The sequence below is a fragment of the Desulfocastanea catecholica genome (genome assembly GCF_054657295.1).
In genome coordinates, this window is the sequence record NZ_BAAHYZ010000020.1 from 15,417 (window position 1) to 39,995 (window position 24,579).

Below are 24,579 nucleotides of genomic sequence, written 5' to 3' on the forward strand. Positions count from 1 at the left end.
TCTCTGTCTTTTGCCTCGGTAGACACTTCGTCGACGTTTCGGTCTTCGTAACACATTGATGTTGTCTATGACAAGAATTTGCTCAAAAAGCTGTTGCGGGAGTGTCACTCTGGATATTGATAATATTAGAAACAGAGCGGTCGTACTACAGCAGCAATGCCAATTGAATTGGAAATTATTGCAGCAGAAAAAAACTTGTGTAAATCGTTTTTAATGAATAGCTTGACCATTTTGTTCGTTTCATCCCGAAATGGGATTGTCTTTGTAATCATTTATCACCTCATCAAAGGAGGACTCATTGGTGATCCGTCAATTTCTATGCTTTCGACTTTTAATAATCCTGTTTACGGCAAGTATTCTGATGACTGGCGGCAGCTGGGCCGAGGAAGCCGCACCAAAAGACCAGCCACCTCCAGAACCCATTACCACGAAGCACCCTGATATCCCCGTCGATGAGTTGGAGATGCTTGTCAAGCCATTGACCACAGACGAGCTGGTTATTGAGGCCAACGCCTGGCTTGGTTTAGTTAAAACCAAGGTGGAGGAAGTGAGCGCGGCGGAAATCGCCATTAAACAAAAAAACAAGGAAATTCAACTGGCCAAAGATGTAAAAAAAGAAATTGAGGCGGTCAAGGAAACCCTTGAGGAAGTTAAGGAAGCGGCGCAGAACGCCGAGACGGATACATCGGGAAAAGCGGCCGAAAAAGCCGTAACCGCTGCGGAAAATGCCCAACAGGCCACCGAATCGATGGCGAAAAAAATCGATGAAGCTATTTCTACCTCGCAACAGGTGGCACAGAACGTAACGTCTCAGAAAGCTCTCGAGGCAACTGGCATTAAAGCACCATTGAGAGATAAATCGACTGGATCCATGGACGCCGTAAAGGTCGCCCAAGAGGCGGAGTCTGCAACTGCGGAGGTAACCGAGTCCGCTAAGGAGACACAAGCTGCCGGAGCACAGGGTGAACAGGGCGAACAGACGCGTAAAGCCAAGGAGACCACCGTCGCCGCTGACAAAGCACAACAGGCCCTGGAAGCCACTGGTAGAGCGGTAAAAGCAGAGGTCGATCTGCCCGGTGAGACCATGCAGGCGCCAACAAGTGCCGAAAAACTGGCGCAGATTGGTGCCCAAGCGGAAACAGCTGCTGAAACCTATGCCGAGGTTAAAACGCAGATTCTCAAGGCGGTGGCCGATCTGCGCGATGAACGGACAGCGCTGATCGACAGGCTAAACGTCGTACTCAACGAGCTGAACACCAAGCTTGGTAAGACCATTGATGGCAAGGACAACGAAGTCGTTGTCCCTTATCGCCTCTATGCCAATTCTGTTGGTGGCATCAAGGTGGATGTCTCAGACAAAGAGGCGGCCTGGTCGACGATTACCGGCTGGTTACAATCGGATGAAGGAGGGCTTCGCTGGGCGATAAACATCACCATTTTTCTCGCCACAGTTCTAGCGTTCTGGATTCTGGGTCGGATCCTTGGCAAAATCACAGAAAAAGCCTTCGGAATTGCCAGGAATAGTTCCATCCTGCTCCGCAATTTCGTCGTTCACTCGGTGCGTCGGATCACTCTCTTTATGGGTGTAATAATCGGCCTGGCAGCCCTGGAAGTCAACATTGGCCCGCTGCTGGCCTTAATCGGCGCCGCCGGTTTTGTCGTAGCCTTCGCCTTGCAAAACACCTTGAGCAATTTCGCCAGTGGCATTATGATCATGCTGTACAAGCCTTTCGATGTCGGTAATTTTGTCGATGTCGCGGGGGTTATGGGCGTTGTACGGTCTATGAACCTTGTAACCACGACGATTACCACCGCCGACAACCAGATTATGGTTGTGCCCAACAATTCCATCTGGGGCAATATCATCACAAATATCACCGGTAGTGAGGAGCGGCGGGTTGATTTGGTGTTTGGTATTAGCTACGGCGACGATATCGGCCATGCCCGGGAAGTGCTGGCGGATGTTGTCAATTCACACCCACTGGTGTTAGCCTCCCCCGAACCAGTTATCCAGGTTCATGAGCTGGCAGAGTCATCGGTGAACTTCATTTGCCGTCCGTGGGCTAAAACAAGTGATTACTGGACAGTGTACTGGGATCTGACCAGAATGGTAAAAGAGCGTTTTGATGCGGAACGTATTTCCTTCCCATTCCCACAACGGGATGTGCATCTTTTCCATGAAGCACAGCATGCGCTCCCGACAACCGCCTCTGCTCCGGAACCGCCAACCAGTGCACGAGAAAGCTTGGTAAATATCGACAATGATGCTGATGTTTGACAAATCACTAGTTTCGACAAACTCGTAAAAAGGTTATTGCAGGATGTCACTCATTCGAAAAAAAGCTATTACAGGATTAAAAATAGGCGACAAATTCTCTGTTTCCCGTACTTTTAGCGAACAGGACGTCCTGCAATTTGCCGAGCTTTCCCGCGACTATAATCCTATTCATTTTGAAGAGCGATTTACCAAGGTTAAAAACTTTGATGGCTTGATTTGTCATGGCCTGCTCGTTGCCAGTCTGGTTACCGAGATCGGCGGACAGATCGGCTGGCTGGCTTCGGGAATGAGCTTTGCATTCAAAAAGCCGGTTTATATTGGGGACACCATAAAATGCGATCTCACCCTTATTGCAATAGACGAAAGAGGTCGTGCCAAGGCCGAGGCGGTGTTGACCAATCAACATCACATAACGGTTTTACAAGCTGATCTTTTCGGCATAATTCCAGGGCTCCAGGAAAAACAGGTTCTCTCTGACATGATAAACGAAGGAGACCCGACAAATAAGTTATCGAAAAGCATCAGTGAATAAAACGATCGAAATGGTACCATTCGAAGGGATGTCGGCGCAGTGACTGTTCGAGCAGATCGGCATATTGCTGGGCGGCCCGGGCGATGGCTTGCGGTCTGGCCTGGCGGGATGCCGGCCGGATGGCAATGGGTTCGGAAAGGGTAAAATGATAGCGGCCTTCACCGGCACGAAAGACAAAAAAGACCAGCAGCGGCGCGCCTGAGACCAGGGCGAAGATGAAAGGTGCTTCCGGCAGGTAGGCATCATGTCCAAGAAAGGTCACCCGCACCTTGCGCTGGTCGCTGCGCCAGACCATATCCCCGGCCATGGAAACCAAACCGCCCGACTGCAGAAAGCGAATGCCCTCCACGGCGGTAAACGGTGAACTGTTTTCCTTGTCAGCGGCGATGATGGTTATTCCGGATCGACGCAGCTGCTCTTTTTGCACTCGTTCCACTCCTTCTTTTTCTTTCCTGCCCATATAGAGCAGGAGCTGCAGATCCTTTTCCTGCTGCTTGAGCAGCGTCGCCGCCATTTCCCAGTTGCCGAGGTGTGACATGAGCAGAATGCCACCCTGTTGGCCGGTGGCAGCGGCCATATTCTCCCATCCCTCGGCGGTAAAAGTCGCTGGTCTGGCTTTGGCCATCAAGAACCGATCGAAATGGATGGTGGTGAAATTCTGATATTGCCGGAAAGTGCACCAGAGGTGGTAGAGGTGTCCGCGCTCGGGAAAAAGGGCTGCGTAGAAACGGCGGCTTTCAGGAACCCGCCGGGAAAACACAAAATACCCGGCGGCGATAATCCGGGAGACAAGGACAAAGAACCACGATCCACCCAGGTTGGCCACCCGGACAAGCAGTCTATACCAGAAGCCGTTCATCGGCGAAATATCCTGAAAATACGGGCAAAGATCAGTCTGTTGAAGGTGGCGGAATTACGCAGAAAGTCACGCCAGGGCCGAAAATGGCTGACCCGCTCGCCCTTTGCCTGATAGACGACCGCCACAGGTGCCTCTTTGGTCTTCATCCCATGCTGCCGGGCTTTGACCAGTATTTCCACCTCAAACTGGTAGCGCCGGGATTCTACCCCCAGCTGCAGTGCCTCGGGAAGGGGATAGAGCCTGAATCCCGACTGGGAATCTTCCACCCATGGCCCACCGGCCGCCCAGACCCAGAAGTTGGAAAACCCGCGACCGAATCTACTGGTCCATGGCACATTTTTTATATCTGCCATCCCCTGCCGTTTACCGATGACGATGCAGCGCTCAGCAACACGCACTGCATCAAGCAGTGCCCCGGCATCCTCAGGATTATGCTGCCCATCGCCATCCAGGGTAATGGCCCAATCGCATCTGTTTTCATGTGCCGCCACCAACCCGGTAAGAATGGCCGCGCCTTTGCCCCGGTTGACGGCATGGCGCAGGACAGTGATACCGCTGATTGCATTTATAATCTCGGCGGTAGAATCCGTCGAGCCGTCATCGACGACAAAAACAGGAAGATCAAGTTTCAGGGTTCGCCGAACAACCTCGCCAATCTGCCGACCATGATTGTACACAGGGATAATGACGGCAGGGTTCATGTTTCAATTGAAGCTGAGCTGAAGGCAATCGACCAGGTTCCCGGCCCCATGTGCACCCCGGAAGTCAGCGACAGCGGGACAAGCAGAATTTCCGCTTGCGGCAAAAGAGCTTCTATCTGCTGTCGGACAGTATCCCCCACCCACTGTTCATTATCGGTATATTGCAGCATAACCACGGCTGCGGCGGACCTGTTAAACCGCCGCCCCAGCCTGGCCATGGCAAAGGCGAGCTGCCCCTTTCTGCTGTGCACCAGTCCGACTTTCCGCACTCCCTCGCTGGTCGGACTGATCACCGGTTTCATCGACAACAGGTCACCGAAAAATCCGCTTGCTCTGGAAACCCGGCCACCGGCCACCAGATATTTCAGCTCATCGATGAAGACAAACTCTTGACAATCGGCAATGGCCTTTTGTGCAAAAGCTATGACTTCATCCGGACTGGCAACGCGCCTGGCCTGCCGGGCGGTGAGCAGGGCAATGAGGGCAAGCCGCCCGGAGGCTGCACCGGTATCGATCACCCTGAGCAGGTCATCGGCATCATGGTCTTTCTTCCACGCCGCGGCAGTATCATAGTTGCCGGTAAAAGCGGAGCCGACGCAGAGATACAGGGAACGGCCGAACTGCCGGCCAATAGTCTGGTACTGTTGATGCCTTTCATAATTTGAGGCCTGGGCGGTGGTTATCTTGACACCACTGCGCATCAAGGGATAGATCTGTTCCGGACGATAGAGACTTTCCGGCCTTGAGCTGTCAGCCGTTATTATATAACTGTCAAGCAGCGTCATGCCAAGTTGCCGGGCCATGTCCCTGGTCATCGACCCGGCGGCATCGGTGACAATATGCAGAGCTGATTTTTCTATCGGTTGGCAATATTGCTCCTCGGTTCTCTGGTTGATTTTCTCGGCAGACCAGTGGACTATATCCCCAAACGATCCAAGCCCCCCGCGCAGCCGGTCGAGGTCTGCGGTGTGGAGATGAACCTTGAGCATCGCTTCCTCTTTCACCATGACCACACTCTCGCCCATTGCGGCAATGTCGTCTTCAACCGCTGCATTTTTATCAGCCATGTGAATGAGCGCATCGACACAATAGCTGTCACTGATTTCCGGTCGAAAGGAGCTGTTGATAGCCAATTTGCCGGCAAAGAGATCAAGGATGGAACAGGATGCATCTTTTTGGTGGGTGGCCTGCCGGAAAAAACCATCGAAAAAAACGTACATGGCCAAGGCCCCGGAGTCGACCACCCCGGCAGCCTTCAGTTCAGGCAGGAGCTGCGCGGTAGCACGGACACCATCCTGCATCGCAATACTCAGCGGGATATACAGTGCGGTCATGTCACTTTGCAGTGCAAGAACGTTGGCAAGGCGGTTGAAAACCGTGAGCATCGTCCCCGCCCGAGGGTCGGCAATGGCCTGCCAGGCCGCATTCCTGCCGGATGCTGCTGTTTGCGCCAGGTCGGCATAGTTTTTCGCCCGGCAGAATTCCCGGAAAAACGCCGCGGCAATGTTGCCGGAATTGCCGGTGGCGGTGCGGGCGAGCAGTTCGGGAATATTCTCGCTGTCTTCGCCAAGATCACGTAGCGGCGCCAGACTGATGCGCAGATTGGTGCCGGTATCCCCATCGGCGACGGGAAAGACATTAATCCGGTCGAGCAGATCGGCCCAGGCGGAAAGGCCCCCATAGCCTGCGGCAAAGCTTTGACGAAGATCGCTCATGTACTCAAAATCCGGCCAATGGCCGGCCAGTCGTATTTACCGTTTTCTTTCATTGGAATCCGCTCGACGGTTTTCATCCGGCGCGGCAGGGCATAGGGTTCCAGGGCGTCGACCAGACTTTTTCTGATCAACTCCGTATCAACCCCAGCCCCAACTCCAGCCTCTTGCCCCTGAACCAATACGCCGATCTGGTGCTCTCTGCCGCCGGATTCGGCCAAGGCCATGACGGCACAGTCGGCAACGCCCGCTACCTTCATAATCAGGGCACGGATTTCTTCGAGATCCACCCGCTTGCCCCCTACCTTGGTGACCGCGTCGGCTCGTCCCTTCAGGGCAAAGGCATTCATTCCGCAGGCTTCCACCCGATCACTCGAGGTAAAAAAACCGTTCGTGTCAATGGGCAGATCAGGGGAAATATAGGGCGAACGTACCGCCAGGCGCCCCTCGATAATCTGCCATTCAAGGGTGGGAAACGGGGTAAAGAAATCTTCCCCAAGCGACCGGTTGCGCGTGGCGATACCGCCGGTTTCCGTCGAGCCGTATACCTCGACCACCCCCACCCCGTGCCTGCGATAAAAAGCTGCATTATCACCGGGGTCAAGCATGCCGGCCGAGGAAAAGGCCAGGCGCAGCGCGATATCTTTTTTTACCTCGCGTAATGCCCGGTAATGTGCCGGGACACTGGCCAGCAGGGTCACCTGGTGTGCCTGGGCGACCTCGGCAATTTCGTGTGGAAAAGAGGGTGTCTCGCCGACAACAACCGCCGAAGAGACCAGGGGCAACACCACGGAGAAGAGCAGGCCATAGATGTGATACGGCGGAATGGTGGCCATGATGCAATCCCGTTCGGTGACCTTGAACCGCTCGACCAGGAAAAAGCTTTCGCCAAAAACATTTTCGCCGGTTTTCGCCCAGAGTTGCGGCGTACCGGTGGATCCGCCGGTAAAAATCTTCAGCAGCTCGTCGCGGGGTGACGCCTCGTCGCTGATCGGCAGTAACGCAGGTCCGGCCGCGGGTGATCGCGGCAGCGGTGGACAGATCACCCGCACCCCTTCCGGCCATGGCCTGGGCACATCCGAGATAACGGTGGTAAACCCGGCAGCCTGCTGCATCCGGGCCAGCACCTTGGTGGAAAATGCATAGGGCAGCAGCAGGGTCGGCCCGCCGGCCAGGGAGGCGAGCAGGGCCGCGGCGATAACGGCTTTGTTGTCGGCGGCGAGACAGACTGCCGCGTCCTGGTACTCGGGGCCTGTCAGCGCAGCACGCAACCAGGCGGCCATGGCATACACCTCGGCAAAGGTGGCGCCGCAACGGACAAATTCCCGGTTGGGATATTTCGGCCCCTGCAGCAGGCGATGTATGGCCTGCTCTCTATCCAGTGAAAAATCAGCGTTCATCTACTCTCTGGTGACCAGCCTGCCGAAGGATTGTCCGCTCAGCTCCCTGTCCCGCGGCTTGAAGCTGTTGTCGGCCATTTCTTTTTTCACAACCTGCTGGAACAGTCTGGCCATCTTGATCGATTGCGGTTCCTCCTGATAGAAGGTATTCCAGGCGTAATCCAGCAGCTCCTGCAGCCGCTCCCGGGACATGTTCTTCGGCTGAAAGACCACCTGATCGGCGGAATACTCATTCCAGTCATGGGACAGGATGCGGTTGTGCCGGTTCAGTTCGTCATAGGCCTTGGTATGGGGAAAAGGCGTCAGGACGGTAAATTCGGCAAGATCGAGCTCGATCTCCAGGAGAAAATCAATCAGTTGCTTGATGTAATCCTCGGTGTGGCTGTCCAGTCCGAGCAGAATAGTGCCCTCCACGCCGATGCCGTGGTCGTGGTAGCGTTGAATGCGTTGCTTGATGTAATCCGAGGTATCAAAAACCGCCTGGTAGACATACCAGGCCCCGGCCTGGGCAGCCAGGTCGAGGACCTCGGGTTTATCTTCAATGGGGTGAGAACACCACTTCTTTTTCAGTGGAATCATCTCTTTAAACAGCTCCATCTCCCACGTGGTGTCCTGGGCCAGGGAATTGTCGACAATAAACAACCGGTTATTGTCGATGCCGGCGATCTCGGCTATCGCCTTGTCAATGGGCCGGGGGCGAAATTGTCTTCCGCCCAGGTAGGACACGGCACAGGGATAGCAGTTGAAACGGCAGCCGCGTGAGGCATGCACCAGATCGACCATCTGCACACCCTTATAGTTGTAGAGCCTGCGATCGAGGATATCTCGGCGCGCCGGACCGACCAGGGCGATATCCGGCCGGTCGTCGATAAAATCATAACAGGGCTGCAACTTTCCCTGGCGAAAATCGGCAAGCACCTGCTCCATCCGGCCTTCCGCTTCGCCGAGAAAAACCGCATCGGCGTGGGCCATGGTTTCCTCGGCATGGAGCATGGTGGCGATGCCGCCAAAGATGACCTTCACGCCTTTCTTGCGATACCTGTCGGCAATCGCCCAGCCTCTTTTCACCTGGACGGTGAGCATCATGGAGATCCCGACGAAATCGACGGCCTCGTCAAAATCTATCTCCTGCAGATTTTCATCGACAAAATCGACGGCAACATACTCGGGGAGTGTCGCGGCAAAGACTACCGGGCCATGCGGCGGCAGATGGAATTCTGTCTGTCGGTTGAGCTTGGCCCATTTGGGGTATATCAGTTTAAATCTCATAGAATAGTATCAGCACGTATCAAGGTCATTTTCAGGGTATAGCCGGTCCGGCCGTAGGTTTTCAGCTCGATGAGGTCCGGGATCAGGCCGGTGCCCTGCACTCTGCAGGACCGTCCGACAATGGCGCGATTCATGGTACCGTCCGGGGTATAACTCCTTATCTGCCAGCAGCCATCGACATCCGGCAGCACATCAACCACCCCGCCGGCCGGATCTTCATAGCGGCAGACAGCTGTCAGCCCTGCTGCCGGTGCCGGTAAAAGTACTTGTCCCCTGCTGCCGCGGCCGGGAGGCGGCTGAAAAATTGCCCGGATATCACCGATCATTCCTTGAGCGAACGCCGGTTTATCAAAGGGAGGCACCGCCCGTTTGACCTGAAAACTCCTGCCATGACGGAAAACCGCCTCAAAAAGAGTCAACCCCTCGACGGTGACCAGGGCGCAGGCGATATCATCGTCGTTCAGGCTGGTCACACCGACCACCGCCGTACCGGAGCCATCCTGCATGGTAAAGTCGATGGCGTGGACAAACTGCCGGTTTTCCTGTGGAAAAACAGCAGCACAGCCATTTTCCCCCAGGCCCTCAGCCGCCCCTATCAGCTGCGGCAGGCGAAGCTGCGTTTCTGCGGCACAGGCCACCAGGCCAAACAAGAGGACGGAGAAGAAGAGGGAGAACGGTTTCATTTCACGGTAAATACGGCGGCCGGGATTTGCTTATTCAGAACCCTGTTGCTAAAGGTCATCCGTGTGTACGATTCGGGACCTTCATAAATGGTCACCGCATCGAGCAACCCTTTGCGGTCGGCAAGCTGCAGTTCAATGCTGCTGATCACCCCGGCAAGCGCCTGCTGCTTCGGGGTGAGCAGGATGGTCCGGTCATCGACAAAAGAGACGCGGAACATCTCGCTGTCGGTAAAGCGGCCGTCGAGCCAGGAGCTGATCTGGCCGAGGACAACCTGCATCGAGTCAAGTCCCATTCCCTTGTCTTCCACAAGTCGGCCATCTCTGGCAATAAATTTCTGCACCCTGCCGCCATGCAGCAGCAATATCGACGGCACGGGCGTTTGATATTCCCAGCGCAGGGACTGTGGCGCCTGAAAGCTCAAGGTCCCGGTGGAAACAAGCGGCCGGACAAGAATCTTCAGGTGCTTTTCCTGGACAAAATCCGCTTGAATCGACTGCAGACGAAACGCGTCCTGCCCAGCAGCCTGCCCGGAAGAAACGAGCTGAAGAAAAAAGAAGCACACGGCGATTCGCAGCCCATGCAGCACATACAGCACATGCATTTTCATTAAAACATGCCGCCATTCACCGAAATGACCTGCCCCGTCACATAGGAGGCGTCATCGGAACAGAGAAAGCCGACAACCCGGGCCACCTCTTCCGGCCTGCCGATGCGGGCCATGGGGATCATCGCCTTGATCTCCGCCTTCGGGGCGGCGGCGATCATCTCCGTCTCGATCAGCCCCGGCGCCACCACGTTGACCCTGATACCGAGACGGGCAACCTCGGAGGCAACGACCCTGCTGGCGGCATTCAGACCGGCCTTGGCCGCTGAGTAGTTCGCCTGCCCACGATTGGTCATCAGCGAGCTGGCCGACGAAATGGACACAATGGCCCCCTTGCGTCGCCGCACCATTTGTTCGACCACCGGGCGGGTCATATTGTAAAAGCCGTTCAGACTGGTATCGATGACCGATTGCCAGTTTTTCGGTGACATCATCATGAATAAACCATCGGCGACGATGCCGGCGTTGTTGATGAGGATATCCACCCTGCCCAGTCTTGCGGCAATATCGGCAACCACCTTTTCCGCCGCCTGCCCATCCCGGACATCAAATTGATATGTCTCACCGCGTCCGCCGACGTCTTCAACCAGGGCCAGGGTCTCTTTGGCACCGTTTTTATCAGCCATATAGTTGATGACGAGGTAACAGTCATGGCGAGCCAGTTCGACGCAGATCGCCCTGCCGATGCCCTTGCTGCCGCCGGTTACTATGGCGATCCGTTGTTCGCCTGGTCTGTTGTTATCGTTCTGTTTATTCTGTTCGTTTTCGGCGATCATTACATTCAAGCCTGGAAGAGCTGCAGAGTACTTTTACCGATTATTGTATCGCCCATGCGCTGTTCGCAGGACACTTCGCGGAGATTCTCAAACTTATAACTGTTTTCGGCACTGGTGATAATTTCGCCGCCAAATGGCAGGTAATCAATGAGTATCTCCGTTTTTTTGATACCTACCAGCCAACCCATCTTTTCCGAATCAAGCCCCCTGGTCTGTATTCTGTCCCAGCCGTTGCACACCCCCGCGGTCTGCGCCGCCAATTCGATCAAGAGTAATGGGTGTACACCTTTTTCATCGGCCATCGGCCAGGATTGTGCCACACGGCAGAGCGTCAGCGCATGCGTGGCATCAACCTGAAGAACTTTTTCGATAAGCAGCATCGGGCCGCGATGCGGCAGTAAATCTTCCAGGGTCAGGTCGGAGAAGGTTATTGTTGTCATAACATTGATGTCATAATTGAGAGCAAAAAAGATACCTTACTATTAAAGAAACCGCCACCACATTAGCAGACAAATTCCTGTTGGCATTCTATGGTATTGCTGGCATTATGCTAGGTTCATCGCAAAACCGAAAAGACGGCGCTACCTTCAAGCTGGTCACCGTGTCGGTCTCCTGCCGGTTTTATTAATCCAACCCAACATTAAAAGCAAAAAATTATGCATGAACTGATAGAAGAACTCAAAGTCAAGCTTATAGAAATACTCAATCTGGCGGATGTAACACCTGAAGATTTTGATGAAAACAGTCAACTTGTCGGCGGCGAACTCGGTATCGACTCCATCGATGTCCTGGAAATGGTCGTCATGGTTGAAAAAGATTACGGCATTATCATCAATAATCAGGAGGTCGGCGAAAAGGTATTTTCCTCACTGACCAACCTGGCCGCCTATATCAAAGAACATTCAGGCCAGGCAGCATCTTGACCGACAAACCGGTGTATATCCGCGGCACAGGCATAATCAGCTCGATGGGCTCCGGCCTGACCGCCACGGAAAATAGTCTGCGCGGCAACCGTTCGGCCATAGGGCCCCTGACCCTGTTTCCCCTGCTGCACGGGGCGCCGCTGCCGGTTGGCCAGGTTGGCGACCTTGGTCGATCTAGCCAACTGGGCGAACTGGGCGACTCTGCAACTGTTCCAAGAACCCATCTGCTGGCCTCTATTGCCGCCCGGCAGGCCATGGACGGAGTCAATTGTCCGCCCGACGCCATAATTCTCGGCACGACAACCGGCGGCATTCTCACCACCGAACAGCTTTTGCGCAGCAACAACCAACAAAAAGAACGCTATCGCCACCACGGCCTGAACACCGTTGCCGATTACCTCGCCCTGCAATTGAACTGTACCGGCCCGACCCTTGTTGTGTCCACCGCCTGTTCTTCCGGCGCTGTCGCCCTTGCCCTGGCCTTGAGAATGCTCCGCCGTGGGCAGGTCGAAACAGTTCTTGCCGGAGGCGTAGATTCCCTGAGCCGTCTGACCTATTTTGGTTTTCATTCCCTGCAGCTGGTCGATCAGGCCGGCTGCCGACCGCTCGACCTGAACCGGCGGGGCATGGCGGTAGCGGAAGGCGCAGGTATGCTGCTCCTCACCACCCAGAAAACCGACACCTGTTTTGCCGAACTCCTCGGCGCCGGACTTTCCTGCGACGCCTACCACCCCGCCGCGCCGCACCCGGAAGGCGAGGGTGCGTTCATGGCCATGCAGCAGGCCCTGACCGACGCCGGCCTGTGCCCGGACGATATCGATTACATCAACCTGCACGGCACCGGAACTCCGGATAACGACCTGGCGGAGTCAAAAGCGGTACGCAGACTTTTCAGCCTGCCGCCGCCCCTCTCCTCAATCAAAGGGGCATCCGGCCACAGTCTGGCCGCCGCCGGGGCTGTTGAAGCGGTCGTTGCGACAATGACCATTGCCCATGGGCTGTTGCCCGCCAATACCGGGCTGCAGACAGTCGATCCGGCACTTGGCCTGCAGCCGCTGACCCGGCCGATCGAGCTTCCCGCGCGGGCCGTTCTGTCCAACTCCTTTGGTTTTGGCGGCAACAACGGCTCTCTGATCATCGGTGCCGTCGACACCTTTCAGCAAGCGCCGGCCCGGCAGCCCGTCGTAAGACTGGCCATTCAAGGCTATTCCTGTCTGACCGGCGCCGGCGACAGCGCCGCGACCATTGCTCGAATGCGCAGAGGTGAACCTGTTGCCGGAATGCCAGAAGGCAAGACATTTTCCGAGAACCTGCCGCCTCGGATGATACGTCGGCTCAAACGGCTGCCGAAAATGACCCTCTCTTTAGCCGCAGCGGCCTATGAGCATGCGAAAAAAATGGCGGTCAACGGACAAAAACCCGGTGCTGTTTTCATGGGCACCGGCTGGGGGGCCTTGTCGGAAACCCATGATTTCCTCACCCGCCTGAAGGAATCCAAGGAAAAATTTCCAAGTCCCACCGATTTTGTCGGCTCCGTGCATAACGGTCCGGCCAGCCAGGTGGCGATCATGTTCGGCGCGACAGGGCCGAATATCACCACCAGTGGCGGGGACTATTCATTTGAACAGGCGGTAATGGCCGCGGAACTTATGCTTGAGGATGCGACGCAGCCGGCACTCATCCTCGGCGTCGAAGAAGGGCACGATCCGTTGTCGCGACTGCTCGATCCTTCTATCCGCCCGGAAACGGTTCTTGCCGATGGCGGCGGCGCCCTATGCGTCACGAGGGAAACAGAAGATGGTCCCTGTGTTCTTTCCATCCCCTTCTATCAAAGCGGCAAGGCGGAAGGCGTCATCGCCGCACTGGTTGATGCGCTCGGCGTCCGCCCGAACCAACCGTCCGGCTATGCGCTTATTCTGGCCGGTATCCCCGCCGCCATGCACCGGGAAGGAAAACAGCAGCTCGCACAGTTTATGGCGCTTTCGCAGCTGGCCGTCCCTGTTGTCGACTATCGAAAATATATTGGTGAATTTGCCTCCGCCTCGGCGGTGGCGACGGCACTGGCTGCTTCTTTCCTCGACTCGGGCCATATCCCCGGTGCTCTGGCGGGAGGCGTCGACATTGCCATAACCAGCGAAAAGAGCAAGATCCTCCTCCTGGGCCTGGGCCGGCAGGTCACCGCCATAGAACTGTGCAGGCCATGAACCGTCGGCAAGACAGGCTGTCCTTTACCATTTTCCGGTGAACGGCTCCAGACCAGTGCCGTTTTTACCGCTGGGAAAAGAGCTTGAGTCAGGCTGGATTATCCGTTAGGATAATATGAGTCAGAAGAGAACTCCTGTGTCAGGTGTTTTTTTCGGAAAAGGGCTTTCTTGAATTCTTTTTAACTATGCCCCATGCCGCCCCATGCAAAGGAAACCGGCAACCATCAGCAAGATTTCGTCGCAGGTCATCGACAATGTCCTGCATCGTGAACGGCTGTTCACTCTCCTTGACCGGCAGTCACCAACACGTTCTTTCTGGATTTCCGGCCCCGCTGGTTCAGGAAAAACCACCCTTGTTGCAACGTATCTTGCAGAAAGAAAAATTCCGCATCTCTGGTATGAGGTCGATGCCATGGCTGGTGATCCCGCCACATTTTTCTCTTATTTCGGTCAGGCCGCCGCATCGCTGCTTGAGCCCCCAGCATGGTCGATGCCATTGCTCAGGCCGGAACACCCTCCCAGCCTGGAAACCTTTGTCCTTGGCTATTTTGCGACATTGTACCAGCACATACCACCTGGTTCCTGGTTGGTCTTCGACAATTTTCAAGATGCACCGGAGGAGTCACCCCTGCTGCAGATTATTGTCTCGGCAATCAACCAACTTCCTGGAAACTTCACCATCGCCGTGGTCAGTCGCGAGGAGCCACCGGCTGCTGTTTCTCGCTTGATCGCCAATAGAACCATGCAGGCCATCGGTGGCAACCTGATACGCTTTAGTCGCGAGGAGTTTGCCGCATTTCTCACCTTGACCAAGCCCGGCCTTGACCAGGAGGCCGGCAAACGACTGCACCGAATAACCAAAGGATGGATCGCCGGCGCCATCCTGTGGCTATTGCAGGCCGAGGGCGAAGCAAGCCCCGGCATGTTTTTGACAGAGGGGGTTCCACAAAACATTTTTGACTATTTTACTGCTGAAATTCTCGAAAAAGTTTCTCATCCTGTCTATCATTTCCTGATGCAGAGCGCCCACTTGCCGCACATGACGGCAGACATGGCCGGCGAACTGGCAGATACGGCAGCAGCGGATGTCCTTCTGGCCTTAAAACGAAAAAATTATTTTATTGACAAATGCCGCCTGCCCGACCCGACCTATTGTTATCAGCCTCTGTTCCGTCGGTTTCTCCTCCTCACCGCCGCACGCGTCTATCCGGCCGCATCACGTCGGGAAATGTGCTGCCGCGCCGCCGGAATTCTTCGGAAAAAAGGTTGGAAGAAGGCGGCCATCGACCTGTACGCTCAGGCAGAAGACTATAAATCAGCGGCCTCGATCATTTTGGACGTGGCGCCGATCCTCATGGCCAAAGGCCGAGACACGACACTTGCCGCGTGGATAGCGTTGCTGCCGTGTGAATATAGACAAAAAAACCCCTGGCTGCTTTTTTGGCAGAGCCAGGCCCAGGTGACCAGGAATGCCCCGGCAAGCCGGACTCTCTGCACCATGGCCTGCAATATGTTCAATAATAATTGTGACCTAACCGGTCAAATTCTCAGTTGGGCGGCTACGGTCGAGATCATTTTTATAGTGCGCGGCGGATTCACCGACCTCGATCTGTGCATTACGGCAGGTGAACGTTTGGCAGCTCTGCTCCCGGCTGGGGAGGATACCGGTGATCTTACCGGACGCTTTGCCGCAAGCATGCTGCTGGCAATATTGCTTTTCGACCTGGGACATCCGGACCTGGAAAAATGGCAGGAGCGGTGTGAGGTGCTGCTGGATCGCTGTCATGACCTGCAGGTAACAGCCGACCTTATGAAAAATCTTTTCTTATCCTACCAGTGGCTAGGCCAGGTGCATAAAGCGCAGCTTATGGAGGAACGCCTGCAGATATTAGGCAATGCCGGCAAGGTGCCTGCTCTGGTACAGGTCACTTTGAGTTACACCCTGACCCTGGCCGCGGTCATCGCCGGAAACCACCGGCGCTGCCTGGAAAAGGCTGCGGAAACCCTCGCCCTGGCAGATAAAACCGGTATTCATATCCATGACGCGATGGTGTTGACCCAGAGCGCATGCGCCATGCTGGCAACGGGTGAACTCGGTGCGGTAGAGGCTACCCTGAAAAAAATGCAGGAAAGGTTGATGCCGTTTGCCGTTTGGGATCAGGGAAACTACCACTTCCTGCGGGCATGGTATGCAATGCAGTGCGGCAGGCCGCTTACGGCCAGAAACGAGACGGCAATAGCCTCAATGCTTCTGGAAAGCTGTGACAACCCTTTTACCATCGCTCTCAACCGGGTACTGCAGTCACAGCTGCTGCTCGAACTTGGCGAGACGGATAAGGTTGAAAGTCTTTTGACTACCGTTATCAACGACCAGCGACTGGGAAACAGCAAAGCAGTTCATTTCATTGGCCAACTCTCTCTTGCTGACTGCGCCGCTACCGCAAACCAGGCGGAAAAAGCCCGGCAACACCTGCATGCAGCCTTTTCGATTGCCCGGAAACATGGGCTGTCGATGCCCTTTGGCCTCAGCTCCAGAAGATTAGGCAATATATGCAGAAAAACACTGGAGGCAGGGATCGAGGTTGATACGGTCAAGGAAATCATCAAGCGCTTTCATCTTTGTCCTCCTGACGCAAAGACCGTTTCTGATCTCTGGCCCTGGCCGGTGCGGATTTACACCCTCGGCCGATTTGCCATCCATTGCCATGACAAACCACTTCAGGGCAGAAGCAAACCGCAGCGGAAGCCACTGGAGCTTCTGACCTTCGTTATTTGCGGCGGGGAGAAGAGCGTTTTCAGAGCTGCAGTCGCTGCCCGGCTCTGGCCGGATACCGATGGCGACCGGGCGGTGCAGAATCTCAACACAACGTTACACCGCCTGCGTAAACTTCTCGGCAGTGACAAGGCTGTTGTCCTGAGCAACGGTCAACTGATTTTAAATAGTCGTTTCTGCTGGATTGACGCCCGGCATTTTGCATGGTTAGCACAGCAGATCGATATTCCTCCGGCATCTCCCGCTAAAAAAGAATATCTCGCCAGAGCGCTTCAAATGTACCGGGGACCATACATGACCGGCTATGAACATATGCCGGTGGCGACAAGCTACCGAGAGCAGTTGGAAAAATTATGGCATCACACTCTAGCCGCAGCCGTCCCTCTGTTCGTCGAAACAACTTCGGCACACCGGAATGTGCTGGAGAAAGCGCTCGCCGTAGACGATACCGCCGCTTCTGTTTTGCCGCTTTTCGTCAGCTCATTTTGCAATAAGGGCAGAAGCGCCGAGGCATGTGCGATTATCCGTCGCTGCGAGGCCTTACTTCTAGAGCAGGGCATCAGCTTCGGCAGCAAAACACAGGCTTTCCTCCGGCATCTGTTCCCATCGCGAAGGTAGCTTTGTACTTGCTCCACCAGCGGAGAACATTTCGAGCGTGTGCCCCATCCATCAACTGGTGTGGAGGGAAATCCGACAGTCTAGCCGGGATGAGCAACTTCTTCATGCCTCCCTTTTCCCATCACCAGCTGTTTCAAAAGCCATATGACCAACATCGCTAAAGGCAGGGCAATGTAAAGTACAACAGGTAACAGTAACATGCAGACAATGAATTCCTGACAATTATAGAACATGGCCACCCCCCTTGTGCTGTTTTTTTCAAAAAACCGCGACAAAGACCACTCTTTCGTGCACCAGTTATTTCCCGTTTACCGGGGTTACATTGTTTTTTTCTTGTCGGCCCTGAAAATATCTCCAGAAATGTTCAGGCAGAGAGACTTCTCCTCTTATTATCAGGATAACAAAAAGTCTCTTACAGATGGCTTACAGATCGAAAAAAAATTCCTTGACAACATTTTTTTAAAAATATCTCATTTTAAAAGTGGTGGGGACATTGATGGTTGAAAACAGAAAGGTAAACGTTTTTTCACCGACTTATTGAAAAAGCCTTCCATATGCGTTACCTATGGCTACGTATTCTTAGCGGCAGGCAGGCTGCTTGCATATAAACGTGCACCGGAAGATCGCCAAGACAGCAATTTCGAGGAAAGAGGAAAAATACATGCCGAAAACACAAACCTTCAGGGTGGTCGATGGACGGATACGCTTCAAATGTCATGCATGTCAGAGTATACGAATGGTCGCCATCCCCAAGGACGTGCGGAGAAGGTCCATCCGCTGTCAGAAATGCGGCGAGATTACCCAGGCGAGCTTTAATCGTCGTTTGATCCAGCGTGAACAGCAGAAAGGAAAAGTGCTGATGTCCATAAGCGACGGCACGTGCGTTGAGGTCGATCTTTTCGACATTTCTCAGAATGGTATCGGCTTTGATATTGCCATGCGAGATATAAGGAAAGTTTCAGTGGGCAAGGAAGTTCAATTCCGCTGTACATGGAACTCACAACTCTTCAGTCAGGGACGCTATATAGTCAGATCCATCAAAGGCCGAAGAGTCGGCGCGGAACGTACGCAGCGCTAACGATAATACTTCCTAGGCCTTCGGGCAGTTAGGACAACGTTTCCCTTCCTTCTTTTTGTACTTTCCACAACATTTCTTTTTCTTTTTTTTCTTAGCCATGCCGGGCCTCCTGGAGCAAGTGAAAAACCGAAAACCCCCCAATCGGCTTATTTTTTGATTTTTACCTGTGCCTCGATCTCATGCCATATTTTACTGTAAGCATTTGCCGCGGAATTTTTGCCGGCGAATGTCATTACAGGTGCCCTATAGACACCCATCTTCTCGATTTCAGAGGAAAAAGGAATATAATTTTTCAGCAGGCTTTTATAATTTTTTCGTAATGTCAGCATGGTATCCTTATGCAGTTTTTTACTCTTTTGTACCATGGAAAAAAACGGCAGTAATTTTTTGCGCTGATATTCGTTCTCCTTGAAAAAGCTATTGAGCTGCTCAAAGGTGCGCACAGACAAAGTGGTCGGAATGACGGGAACGACAATTTTGTCGGCGGTTTTAAAGACATTTTCAGAAAGAAGCGAGATGTTCGGCGGGCAGTCGAGAATAATGACGTCGTAGTCACTATCAAGCTCCATCAGGGCCTTTTTCAAGCGGGACCGACTGTTTTTCATCCTGGAGAGAAAGATATCGAAGTCGCGGTAGGTCAGATTGGCCGGCAACAGATCAAGATTGTCAAAATCACTGGCCCTGATAGCATCTAAAAATCCCTGCACGTCCTTAAAAAAGGCCTTGTTCCGCAGTTTCTTCGAAGGTTTCACCCGAAAATAAAAACCCGACGCACCCTGTGGGTCAAGATCACAGAGAAGGGTCGATCTTCCTTTCATGGCGCTGGCATAGGCCAGATTCACGGAAGTGGCGGTCTTGCCGACGCCCCCTTTATTACTGTAACAGGCTATTATCTTCATGAACACTTTCCTCGGTATGAAATAGTTTTGTGAAAATCGTACGGGTATCTGAGCTGTCAAAGAGGATGAAGTTTTTCATCACCTGGCCCCTCTCGTGGCTTTGCAGGCCGTAGAGCATGGCGGTAAGCGCCCCGACGCTTTCCGCGACCTTCAATTCCGCCCCTCGGAAACCACTCATCTTCTCGCGCAAAATCTGCCTGAGAAATATCTGCTGAACGGAATAATCATTGAAATTCCCCAGATTGTCCTGCAAAGATTTCAGCGCCTTGACCAGCGTCTTCATGTCGTCTTTGGCAAAAAGCGGCGCAAAAAACTCCATTAAATAGCGAAGTTTCTTACAATTTATGCGCAGTTGATGAATACCCTCGTCTGAGGTTTTTTCGTCTATGCTCCGGGCAATTTTACATACCGTGGTGTAGCGTTTCAGAATAAGTCCCGAGGCAAATACCAAGGATTTCTCCTGCCCTTTGGGACCACCGGCAAGAGCCGAACTATCGGCAAAGAGCTTTTCAAGCCTGTCAATTTCTTCAAGATACACTTTACTCCGAATGAATTTACTGACGCTCTTGTGTTGTTTTTTTCGTTCCCCGGCTAAATAATCAAACAGGATATGCAGACCTTCGTGGGTCTCTGTCGGGACCAGGCTGAAACACTGTTCCTTGTTGAGCAGATAGACGTCCAGATCGCGCAGGGTGTTGGTCTTTTGCATCAAAGAGGCAAAATCCTTCTTCAGGCGAGCCGTCGCCGAAACCTCGAACACGCCTTTAAAAAGACTCAATACCGATCTGACCTTACGAAAACTGACCCGGTAATCATGGAGAAACTCCGTGTCATAATCAGCGACGACACCGTTTTCGTTGCGGCGTGCAGTCTGCATGAATGCATTGATTATCGTTACGGCACTTTCCCGGGCAGGGGCATCAGGATGAATCTGCACAGTCGGTTTTGCCGTATATATCTCCCGCTTGATGTCTAACCAGGCAAACACCTGCCCGACATCCGGACAGGGAATCGCACCCAGTTTTTCCAGCCAGCGGCAGAGATCGGTATGCGCCTGACCATAGCCGCGGAGGTAGACGGTACTGCCCACCCCGACTACTTTTTGTCCACGCTGCATGCTCAGGGTAGACAATCGGGCACGGGTTTTTTGTTCATCGTCAAGCAGCAGGCCATGCAGAAGGCAGATGTCGATTTCAGCGACCGGCAGAAATGCCCGGAGGTTTGAGACGCCTGTCAACTGAGACGTCACCGGCCCCTCGGGCAGGTCAACGGCAAAGGACCATTTTTTTGGCGCCGCCTGCTCGACCATCTGTCCGGTCCGTACATCAAAACAAAGCAACTTTTCTTCCAGCTGAAAGAGCATTTTCGCCGAGTCCAGCAGCTCGGCATCGAAGGTGTCAAGGAGAACGGCCGGCCACTTCTCACCTCTCTCAAACGAGATGGTATACTCAGGAATATTCGGCATTTTTTTCAAGAAATTTTTATGACTCGGTGCTTTTGGAAAACTAAAGATAAAAGGATCCATGGCCACCCAACTCTCTTTTTTATTTCGTTCATACATTCGGTTATGAAAATGTCAACGTAGCACAAGAATATCCTCCTGGCAATTTAACACATAAAGAAAACATTATCTTAACAATACATCTGCCGGCGACAACGTTATAGTTCCAGAAGCAGCATCTAAGCGGCTTTTGTTTCTTTTCCATCACAGATCTGCTACGATAGATATATCCGATAAAATGGCTTTTTCTAAAAGTTCTCTCCGAGTCAGTCGCCGACCTGAAGAGGAAAAGCCTATATCGACAACCTTGGCAAAAATAACTATAGACAATGAATACACAAACGCCAGCACCCAAGAAGACAGCGGAAGCAGGTTCTGACCCTCGGGAAAAACAGCCCACCTTTAACCTGCAGTCGTCCGAGTGGTATCTGAACCGGGAATTGAGCTGGCTGGAGTTCAACAAACGGGTACTGCATGAAGGCCAGGATCCGCGCAACCCCCTTCTGGAAAGAGTCTTTTTTCTCGCTGTGGTCGGTTCGAATCTCGATGAATTCTTCATGAAACGGATCGGCGCCCTGAAACAGATGGTCGGGGCCGGTGTCAGGACCTTCTCTATTGATGGCCGTCTGCCTCAGGAACAGATCGATCTCTGCCATATCGTTGTTCGTGACATACTCGACCAGCAGTTGCTTCTTGAAAATGACCTCCAGCGTTTGCTGGCTCGGAAAGGCATCAAAATAAAAAAATACAAGGACCTCAGTGCGGAGGACAAAGAAGCCATAGACCATTATTTCCGCAATGAAATTTACCCGCTGCTCACGCCCCAGGGCATGGATCCCGCCCACCCCTTCCCTTTCATTTCCAATTTATCCATCAACCTGCTGGCCAGTGTGCGCTACCCCGGCAGCGACCACAGCTACCTCAATCGCATCAAGATTCCCACCAGTGCCGACCTGCCGCGATTTATTCAAATCGGCAAGAAACATGTCTATATTCTTCTCGAAGATCTGGTCGGCAATAACCTGGAGCTCCTTCTGCCCGGCATGGAAGTAGAATCCTGCGAGACGTTCCGGGTGACCCGCAACGCCATTACGGAAAGACACGAAGAACAGGCCAACGATCTGCTGCTGGTTATCGAATCGGCCTTACGCGACAGAAAATTTGCCGAAATCGTCCGGCTGGAAGTGGGCAGCGGTATCCTCAGCCAGCATAAAGGCAAACTCGCCGCAGAGCTACAGGTCGATGAAACCAAGGATGTTTATGAAGTGGACGGCATACTGGGCCTGCGAGATCTCTTCCAGATTGCCGCTATCGATCGACCGGATTTGCACTTTCCCCAGCATCATCCGGTGGATAACCCCGAGCTTCTTGGCGACGACCCGAATATTTTCCATACCATCCGGGAGCATGGGGATGTCCTCCTGCAACATCCTTACGAATCTTTTGACACCTCCGTCGAGCGATTCTTACGGGAAGCGAGTCAGGACCCAAAGGTCATGGCCATCAAGATGACCCTTTACCGGACAGCCAAGGATTCCCGCATTATCCAATACCTGATAGATGCGGCGCAGAATGGCAAGCAGGTCGCGGTAGTCGTCGAGCTTATGGCCCGCTTTGATGAATCGGCGAACATTCGATGGGCCGGTTTTCTCGAAGAGGCCGGCATCCATGTCACCTATGGCGTCATCGGCCTGAAAACCCACTCAAAACTTATTTTTGTCATCCGAAAAGATTACAATGGCCTGCGCCGATATGCCCACATAGGCACGGGAAATTATCATGCCGGGACAGCCAGAAGCTATGTCGACCTGGGTCTCATAACCTGTGATCCGGAGATTGGCGCCGATCTGACCGAACTCTTTAATTATCTGACCAGCGGGTACACCCCGATGCGGCATTATACCAAGCTGCTGCCATCCCCCAAACTGCTGAAAAAAGCCCTGCTCAACAAAATAGACCGAGAAATAGCTCACCAGAAACTGGGAAAAAACGGCCTCATTCAGTTCAAAACAAATGCCCTGGTCGACCGCGACATCGTCGAGGCGCTGTACCGCGCCTCCCAGGCCGGCGTCCATGCGGATCTGATTGTCCGGGATTCCTGTCGGCTGCGGCCCGGCATCAAAGGGTTATCGGATAACATCAGGATAGTTTCCCTGGTCGGTCGATTTCTCGAACATACCCGAATCTTTTATTTTAAAAACAACGGCGACGAAGAGTATTACATCGGTTCCGCCGACCTGATGAAACGCAACCTGGAGAGCCGGGTTGAAGTGTGTACCCCCATTACCGGCCCGCAGCACCAGGCTCTACTGAGGGAATTACTCGACCTGCAACTGACGAATTGCAGAAACGTATGGGAGATGCAGAGCGACGGCTCCTATGTCCAGCGCCATGCCGACAACGAAAAAAATGCTCTGTGCATCCATCAGCAGCTGATAGCAAAAGCGGAAAAACGAGCCGCCGCAGGCCGCCTGGCCCTGGCCAAAAAAAGAAGTAAAAAGAAAGTACCCGGTAGGCAGAGTGCAAAAAAATGAGTATATAACCCAGCTGTATCAGCCATATTTTATAACTTTTCACAATAAGCGACTAGGGGAGCGACTATGAAAAAACTTGCGATGGGGCTTTGTGGTGTGGGCATCATGCTGTCGACACTCTGTTATGCGGCAGAACCGGTAAAAATCGGCATGATTACCACCTTATCCACCAAAGCCGGGTATCTTGGCGAAGAGATCCGTGATGGGTTCAAACTGGCCATTGACCAGGAAGACGGCACATTGGGCGGGGTACCGGTTGAACTCCTGGTGGAAGACGACGGCGCCAAACCGGAAAAAGGCAAGCAGATTGCAGAACGATTCATAAAAAAAGACAATATCAAGATCATGACCGGCATTGTTTTCTCCAACGTGGCCATGGCTGTGGTGCCAAAGGTTGTGCAGGATGACGTGCTCTACCTCAGTGCCAATGCCGCACCGTCGAAGCTGGCCGGAGACGGATGCAACGCCAATTATTTCAGTGTCTCCTATCAAAATGACAGCCTTGATGAAGTGGTTGGCCAGTACGTCACTGAAGCAGGCCACAAGAGTGTCTACCTGATTGCACCGAACTACCCGGCCGGAAAAGATCACCTGGCCGGCTTTAAACGCTACTACAAGGGCACCATCGCCGGGGAAGTCTACACCAAACTCGACCAATCGGATTATGCCGCGGAACTGGCTGCCCTGCGGGCCGCGGCACCTGAAGCGGTGTTCTTCTTTCTGCCGGGCGGTATGGGCATTAATTTTGTCAAACAATATGCCCAGGCCGGGTTGAACCAGACCATCCCGATCTACGGCCCGGCCTTTTCCTTTGATGAGCGGCTGCTTGGCGCAGTCGGTGCCGCCGCCCTCGGCGTGAAAAATGGTTCACAGTGGACCCACGACCTTGACAACCCGGCCAACCAGCAGTTTGTCGCCGCCTATAGGAAAGCCTACGGCAGGACACCGACCCTCTATGCCAGCCAGGGTTATGACACGGCCCGATTAATAGCTTCGGCCTTAAAGGCCACCGGGGGGACGGATGATCTGGCCGCTGTACGGGCTGCCCTGAAAAAAGCCGACTTCGCCTCGGTCCGCGGTAATTTTTCCTTCGGCAACAACCAGCACCCGGTACAGGATATCTATATCCGCGAAGTCATCCAGACGGCAGACGGCTTTACCAACAAAACCATCAGGAAAGTCTTCACCAATCACGTCGACGCCTACGCGCAAGACTGTAAGATGTAGTTCTTTT

General features: G+C 53.6%; 19 protein-coding genes. 8 read left to right on the forward strand and 11 right to left on the reverse strand.

Annotated features, from left to right (window positions below):
- Window positions 1–361: 361 nt before the first annotated feature.
- Together ACYQ8U_RS16700 and ACYQ8U_RS16705 are read left to right on the forward strand one after the other, a co-directional pair.
- Window positions 362–2,278, forward strand: a complete 1,917-nt coding sequence (locus ACYQ8U_RS16700) for a mechanosensitive ion channel family protein (RefSeq protein WP_459946696.1) — start codon at window positions 362–364, stop codon at window positions 2,276–2,278.
- A gap of 43 nt (window positions 2,279–2,321) precedes the next feature.
- Window positions 2,322–2,810, forward strand: coding sequence for a MaoC family dehydratase (locus ACYQ8U_RS16705; RefSeq protein WP_459946697.1), 489 nt, complete (start codon window positions 2,322–2,324; stop codon window positions 2,808–2,810).
- Here ACYQ8U_RS16705 and ACYQ8U_RS16710 read toward each other — a convergent pair.
- The 9 genes from ACYQ8U_RS16710 to ACYQ8U_RS16750 are packed head-to-tail and all read right to left on the reverse strand — an operon-like array spanning window position 2,800 to window position 11,255.
- A complete protein-coding gene (locus ACYQ8U_RS16710) occupies window positions 2,800–3,669 on the reverse strand; it encodes an LpxL/LpxP family acyltransferase (protein WP_459946698.1) in 870 nt (289 codons plus the stop codon). The two genes, ACYQ8U_RS16705 and ACYQ8U_RS16710, sit on opposite strands and share 11 nt — an antisense overlap.
- The gene (locus ACYQ8U_RS16715) at window positions 3,666–4,370 is read right to left on the reverse strand and encodes a glycosyltransferase family 2 protein (RefSeq protein WP_459946699.1); all 705 of its coding nucleotides are present in this window, start codon (window positions 4,368–4,370) and stop codon (window positions 3,666–3,668) included. Before ACYQ8U_RS16715 ends, ACYQ8U_RS16710 begins: the two co-directional genes overlap by 4 nt.
- The gene (locus ACYQ8U_RS16720) at window positions 4,367–6,085 is read right to left on the reverse strand and encodes a DegV family protein (RefSeq protein ID WP_459946700.1); all 1,719 of its coding nucleotides are present in this window, start codon (window positions 6,083–6,085) and stop codon (window positions 4,367–4,369) included. The genes ACYQ8U_RS16715 and ACYQ8U_RS16720 overlap by 4 nt, the downstream gene beginning before the upstream one ends.
- Window positions 6,082–7,482: an AMP-binding protein gene (locus ACYQ8U_RS16725; protein WP_459946701.1), complete on the reverse strand. Its 1,401-nt coding sequence runs from the start codon at window positions 7,480–7,482 to the stop codon at window positions 6,082–6,084. Before ACYQ8U_RS16725 ends, ACYQ8U_RS16720 begins: the two co-directional genes overlap by 4 nt.
- Window positions 7,483–8,751: a B12-binding domain-containing radical SAM protein gene (locus tag ACYQ8U_RS16730; protein ID WP_459946702.1), complete on the reverse strand. Its 1,269-nt coding sequence runs from the start codon at window positions 8,749–8,751 to the stop codon at window positions 7,483–7,485.
- Window positions 8,748–9,434, reverse strand: coding sequence for a hypothetical protein (locus ACYQ8U_RS16735; protein WP_459946703.1), 687 nt, complete (start codon window positions 9,432–9,434; stop codon window positions 8,748–8,750). The genes ACYQ8U_RS16730 and ACYQ8U_RS16735 overlap by 4 nt, the downstream gene beginning before the upstream one ends.
- Window positions 9,431–10,042, reverse strand: coding sequence for a LolA family protein (locus ACYQ8U_RS16740; RefSeq protein WP_459946704.1), 612 nt, complete (start codon window positions 10,040–10,042; stop codon window positions 9,431–9,433). The genes ACYQ8U_RS16735 and ACYQ8U_RS16740 overlap by 4 nt, the downstream gene beginning before the upstream one ends.
- The gene (gene fabG, locus ACYQ8U_RS16745; RefSeq protein ID WP_459946705.1) at window positions 10,042–10,815 is read right to left on the reverse strand and encodes a 3-oxoacyl-ACP reductase FabG; all 774 of its coding nucleotides are present in this window, start codon (window positions 10,813–10,815) and stop codon (window positions 10,042–10,044) included. The genes ACYQ8U_RS16740 and fabG overlap by 1 nt, the downstream gene beginning before the upstream one ends.
- A gap of 5 nt (window positions 10,816–10,820) precedes the next feature.
- Window positions 10,821–11,255: a hotdog family protein gene (locus tag ACYQ8U_RS16750; RefSeq protein WP_459946706.1), complete on the reverse strand. Its 435-nt coding sequence runs from the start codon at window positions 11,253–11,255 to the stop codon at window positions 10,821–10,823.
- Between the two features lie 216 nt (window positions 11,256–11,471).
- Between ACYQ8U_RS16750 and ACYQ8U_RS16755 the strand changes: the two genes are divergently transcribed.
- The 4 genes from ACYQ8U_RS16755 to ACYQ8U_RS16770 all read left to right on the forward strand — a co-directional run bounded on the left by ACYQ8U_RS16755 (window position 11,472) and on the right by ACYQ8U_RS16770 (window position 18,411).
- Window positions 11,472–11,738 carry a phosphopantetheine-binding protein gene (locus tag ACYQ8U_RS16755; protein ID WP_459946707.1) on the forward strand — a complete coding sequence of 89 codons (267 nt, stop codon included), beginning with the start codon at window positions 11,472–11,474 and terminating at the stop codon, window positions 11,736–11,738.
- Window positions 11,735–13,942: a beta-ketoacyl-[acyl-carrier-protein] synthase family protein gene (locus ACYQ8U_RS16760; RefSeq protein WP_459946708.1), complete on the forward strand. Its 2,208-nt coding sequence runs from the start codon at window positions 11,735–11,737 to the stop codon at window positions 13,940–13,942. The genes ACYQ8U_RS16755 and ACYQ8U_RS16760 overlap by 4 nt, the downstream gene beginning before the upstream one ends.
- A gap of 202 nt (window positions 13,943–14,144) precedes the next feature.
- Window positions 14,145–17,333 carry an AfsR/SARP family transcriptional regulator gene (locus ACYQ8U_RS16765; protein ID WP_459946709.1) on the forward strand — a complete coding sequence of 1,063 codons (3,189 nt, stop codon included), beginning with the start codon at window positions 14,145–14,147 and terminating at the stop codon, window positions 17,331–17,333.
- Window positions 17,334–17,994: 661 nt separating this feature from the next.
- Window positions 17,995–18,411: a hypothetical protein gene (locus ACYQ8U_RS16770; RefSeq protein WP_459946710.1), complete on the forward strand. Its 417-nt coding sequence runs from the start codon at window positions 17,995–17,997 to the stop codon at window positions 18,409–18,411.
- Window positions 18,412–18,557: 146 nt separating this feature from the next.
- On the opposite strand, the gene ACYQ8U_RS16775 is transcribed toward ACYQ8U_RS16770, so the two are convergent.
- Together ACYQ8U_RS16775 and ACYQ8U_RS16780 are read right to left on the reverse strand one after the other, a co-directional pair.
- On the reverse strand, window positions 18,558–19,310 hold the full coding sequence (locus ACYQ8U_RS16775) for a ParA family protein (protein WP_459946711.1): 753 nt from the start codon (window positions 19,308–19,310) through the stop codon (window positions 18,558–18,560).
- Window positions 19,285–20,871, reverse strand: a complete 1,587-nt coding sequence (locus tag ACYQ8U_RS16780; RefSeq protein WP_459946712.1) for a CHAD domain-containing protein — start codon at window positions 20,869–20,871, stop codon at window positions 19,285–19,287. The genes ACYQ8U_RS16775 and ACYQ8U_RS16780 overlap by 26 nt, the downstream gene beginning before the upstream one ends.
- Window positions 20,872–21,140: 269 nt before the next feature.
- On the opposite strand from ACYQ8U_RS16780, the gene ppk1 reads away from it, so the two are divergent.
- Both ppk1 and ACYQ8U_RS16790 read left to right on the forward strand, forming a co-directional pair.
- Window positions 21,141–23,345, forward strand: coding sequence for a polyphosphate kinase 1 (ppk1, locus tag ACYQ8U_RS16785; protein WP_459946713.1), 2,205 nt, complete (start codon window positions 21,141–21,143; stop codon window positions 23,343–23,345).
- Between the two features lie 66 nt (window positions 23,346–23,411).
- On the forward strand, window positions 23,412–24,572 hold the full coding sequence (locus ACYQ8U_RS16790; protein ID WP_459946714.1) for an ABC transporter substrate-binding protein: 1,161 nt from the start codon (window positions 23,412–23,414) through the stop codon (window positions 24,570–24,572).
- Window positions 24,573–24,579: the final 7 nt, after the last annotated feature.